This is a genomic window from Halobellus salinus (assembly GCF_014646875.1).
GTDB classification, from domain to species: Archaea; Halobacteriota; Halobacteria; order Halobacteriales; family Haloferacaceae; genus Haloquadratum; species Haloquadratum salinum.
The window spans coordinates 1-4,531 of the sequence record NZ_BMOC01000037.1 but is presented as its reverse complement, the minus strand read 5'-3'; the positions used below and the strand labels follow the sequence as shown (position 1 = coordinate 4,531).

Annotated in this window: 2 protein-coding genes and 1 pseudogene; 2 read left to right on the top strand and 1 reads right to left on the bottom strand. The window is 59.2% G+C overall.

All coding sequences use genetic code 11. The features are described 5' to 3' along the window. The coding region (locus IEX72_RS14905; protein WP_229663865.1) for a hypothetical protein at positions 1-3,445 on the top strand (3,445 nt) is incomplete at its 5' end. 90 nt (positions 3,446-3,535) lie between these two features. Here the strand turns inward: IEX72_RS14905 and IEX72_RS14900 are convergent. Beyond that, positions 3,536-4,015, bottom strand: a complete 480-nt coding sequence (locus tag IEX72_RS14900; RefSeq protein WP_188788771.1) for a hypothetical protein — start codon at positions 4,013-4,015, stop codon at positions 3,536-3,538. Between the two features lie 125 nt (positions 4,016-4,140). Between IEX72_RS14900 and IEX72_RS14895 the strand changes: the two are divergent. Continuing rightward, a pseudogene (locus IEX72_RS14895) lies at positions 4,141-4,531 on the top strand (BREX-5 system adenine-specific DNA-methyltransferase PglX); the annotation flags it as partial.

The following is a 4,531-nucleotide window of genomic DNA, read 5'->3' as shown; positions in this document are numbered from 1 at the left end:
ACCGCCACTCCCGTTCCTCATCTTCGAGGCGATCGGACGCGAACTCGGTTATCCGACCGACCCCAACTGGCTGCTCGAGTGGGCCTGGACCGTCGATATGGAGTACGACGGCGTCTGGGAAGCCCTCCAAGCGTTCGAGCATGACGGGAAGACATTCGACGACGTACTCGCCGAACGGGCGTCCCTCCGCAGCTGGCTCTACGAGGCGTTGCCGGCGATGGAAGAGACATCCGGGACGGAACTCAACAGTCGTTCGGGCGTGAAAGTCTCCATCGAGACCGCAGAAGCGGATGTCGATCCAGAAGAATTCGATCCCGAGGACCTCGTCTCACGGGTCGAGACTGCAACGGAGGCTCTCAACGACGGCAGCAAACGGACCGAATTACTGCTCGGCTTAGACGAGGTGGCGCTCTTCGTCGGCGACAGTCGCCATCGCTATCGTGAGTTCGAGGATACAATGGAGGCACTGCAGCGTGGGCCGAACCCGGTCGTGGTCACTACCGGGCAGTACTCCCTCCCGGATACACGGGAGAGTCTCATCGGTGAGCCGCCCGAAGATCACTGGACGCATCAACAGGTACAGCTTGAAGGAGCGGACACCGAGATCATCGTCCGGAAGCGATGGCTCCAGAAGGCGGACCCGGAGGGACGGGAGCGCGTCGAAGCGCTGGTGGCGTCGATGCCCGACCTCTCACTCCAGACGTACTCGTCGGTGACGAGCGCGGACCCGGACCCGGTCGAGTCCTACCCGTTCCGCGAGTACGACCTCTCGCTCCTGCGGGCGGTGATGCAGGAACTCATCACGCAGGGTCGGTCGACCGATCGCGACTACATTCAGGGTCGAGCACTGCTCGTCCTCGTGCGGTCGCTGTTCACGAAGTTCGGCTGGGCGTCGAAGGAGGAGGGCTCGCTCGTCACGTGGGACGTTCTGTTCGACCTGTTGGTCGAGGAGACCACGTACCTCCCGCTCTGGGTCCAGGAGATGATCGACAACACGCTCGTCCCGACGTTCGACGGTGACGAGGATGCGTGGGAAGTCCGCCTCGCGAAAGGACTCTACCTTCTGAACCAGACGCCCGCAGTCCCGTCGACGCCAGAGAACCTCGGACGGTTGATGATCGACGACGTTACGGCGTCCGTCGACGACGTCGTCGAGCGAACCGAATCAGGACTGGAGACGCTCGTCGACAAGCAGAAGGCCCTCACCGAGACGAACGACCAGGGCGACGAGGTGTATACGCTCGTCTCCGAGGAACAGGAGAGCATCCTCAGTCGGGCGCAGGACAAGGCCGCGAAGATCTCGCCCCATCAGCTGTCAGCTTGGGTGGAAACTCGGCTGCGGGAGAACGACGCGTTCTTCAGGAGTGACGGCAGCCGCCACGAGGTCGATGTCGACGACGAGCGCCTCGTCCCACTACGGTACGAGTACTCCATCCTCGAACCGGTTGACCGGGCGCCGTCACCCGAGTACGACGCGCTTCGCGTTCGTGTGCTGGCCGATGATCACGATACTGTCTCGGAGCAGGTCGAGACGTGGCAGGACGTGAACAACGGTCGCGATGGTGGCGAACACATCCTGACCACCGTCGACGTTCCGGAGACGATGCTGGAGCGGATTCGGAACGTCATTGGGATGGGACAGGTGTTAGACGAGGAGACCGAATCCCACGAGGAACTCGAGCGCGAACACCGTGCCGACAAACGCCGCCTCGAATCCTCGGTGACGGAGATACTCGAAGAGGCGTCGGTGTACACGGTACACGAACACCGTGGTGCGCGCTCGAGCGTGCTTGACAGCGTCGTCGAAGACCAGGTCAACGCTGTCTTCGGGTCGTCTCGAAAGACGCTCTCGCGGCCGCTCGTCGAAGTCGACGACGCAAAGGCGATGGCGAAGTTCTTCCGCGGGAGCGGTGAGTGGCCTCTTTCGGACGCGGACGCCGCGATGCTTGGTGTCGACACCGCCAACGCGGAAGTCGCAGATACGGGCTGGTGTCGCAAGTTCATCGAGACGTACGAGGCACAGAAATCCGTCGACGTCGAGACACTGCTACAACAAACACGGACTGCGAACGGGGACTACCGCGGGACGCCACAAGAGTCGATTGCAGCGCTGCTCGTCACACTTGCGACCTCCAACGAGTCAGTCGCGCTCAAGCAGGATACGGAGTACGTGTCTGATCCCGCCGCCATCGGCCGACAAGTACGGACCAAAGGGGGACTAACCTCACTCCAGGTTCGCTTCGGCGTCGAGATTATCGATCCGAAGACGGTGCGAGAGCTCGTGACGACGGTGCTCGGCGAACAGCCGTCGGGTGACGGACCTGACGAATGGCTGGGCGAGCTCGGCCAATGGGTCAACGAGAACAGTGCGGCTGTCAAGCGGACGTTGAAAGACGCCAGCCGTGAGTTCGATGTGCCGCTCAGCGCTTTCGAGGCAACGGTCGACCCAGCTCTCGGCGGGGAGGAGCTTTCCACGTCCGACCTCGGAAGCGAGGATGACCTCGAAACGGTACTCGAGGAGGCGAAGACCTTCGCTGACGCTCGTGAAATCTTCGGCGTCAGCGAAGACGGGGCGACACTCTGGGAACGCTTCAGCGACGAGCTGGACACGATGACCTCGCTCTATCCGAACGCGCCGATCACTGCCAGTATGCGAGCGACGGCGGAAGGTGATACTGTCCCCAGTGTTTCGACGGTCGAGTCACGGCTTGAGGACGCGAAGGGACATCGCGCCGACGAAACGTCGGCACAGTACCGGCGGATCACAGGTGAGACCGTCGCTGACTCTGACCCGGAGGCCATCTGTGCCGATTTGAGCGCGTGGCTCCGGTCGAACGAGGACGACGTTCGGGGAATCGTCGATGGTGCTACTGATGAGTTCGACGACGTCATACTTGGCGACCTAGAGGACGTGTTCGAGGCTGTGTGGGCCGGAAAGGATCTATCGGAAAGTGATGTCGTCGACTCCGCTGTCGTCCAACAGGCCGAGACGTACGAACAGGTTCGCCGCCTCCTCGACGGCACTGACGGTTCGGCTCTTTGGTCGCAGCTACGGGCAGCAGGCGAAGAGCTGCGTGAGGAGCACCCAGACTCACCGACGACGGAGTCCGTCGAGAATACGCTTGCCGCTTCACGGCCACCCTCGAAGCGACGTGTGCGCCAGCTCATCGAGCGTGCAAAAGATCCGAGGCGGCCAGGTGCGGACGACGATGCGTGGGCAGAACTTCAGATGGTCGCTGAAGAGCTGCGTCAGGAGCTCCCGAACGCCAATGTGACCGATGAAGTTACTACGGCCGTCGACGCTGACGACAGGCCGAGTGAAAAGCGTGTGAACGAACTGCTCTCAGAGGCGAGGACTGTGTTGGATCGGGTTCGAGGTGTGAAAGGACAGCTGGACGATCTCGAAGATGGAAGCATCGTCCTCTTGGAAAACAAACCTGAGTAAGACGGAATTCGAGATTCAGAGACTCCCGTGGAAGAGGGAGACGTCAGTAGTCGAGGAAATCACCAACAATAGCTCTCTTCTCTCTAATACTCACTCAGGTTCAATCTGGTCCCACTCGGCAGGGTCAGTTTGGAAGTCGTTCTCCTCTAATCGACGAAGTTCTTGATAGGTGTCAGAACGATCCTTGATCTCATTCCAGGCCATTCGAAATGCAGGTCGCTTCAAGTTCGATTCGATGCCATCCTGCCAGTTCTCCCACGTTTCCTTGCTAACCCGCTCCTCAAATCGCAGAAACACCTGTTCGTTCGAGAGATCGACGTAGTAGTAGAGATCAGGAAACTCCTCTTTGAATTCCTCGTCGGTCAATTCATCCCCCAAGAGTGCTTTTACCGGTAATTTCCGAGCCAATTCTCTGTATTCACGAGAGAGCTCATCTTCGAACTGGGTTGTCGCCTGTTCCTTTCGAAGCTTGACCTGCCGATATGTCAAAAATACAGTTCCAACCGCTACAACAACGGCTCCAGCCTGAATAATTGGTGCCCAGATACGGAGGGCGTCAATCAAGTCCATAAGCAGGCGATTATCTCCATCGGGAAAAGTTTCGACTCGATTGTCAACCCGCCATCTCCGAGTTCACCTTTCGGCAACATTAATGATGGTTGTGTGATTCGGACATAGCATACACATTACCTCCTATGGAAAGCGATTCTCTCTCCCAGCGGAAGGCCCAATTGGATAAGGAAGAACGTGAACACCTCGAAGACGTCGTCACCGAGATGCGGGAGCGCGTCGAGGACAACGTCGAGTTTCAGCTAACACAAAAAGGGCTCGACGACAAGCCTGATGACGTTCACGCACTGGACGAGGACACACAACAGCTCGTAGAGGCCATCGAACTTGAAGCTCCGGACGACGAGTCTTGGTCAGAGGCGTTCGAACAGTACGTTACTGGTGTAGGCTATACGATCGTCAATCGTCTCGCAGCGCTGCGGTGTATGGAGGTACGGGACTTCATTGGCGAGGAGGTTACCGTATTCAAGCAGAACGGCCTAACGCCAGCCGCCGAGACCTTGGTCCACGAGGAGT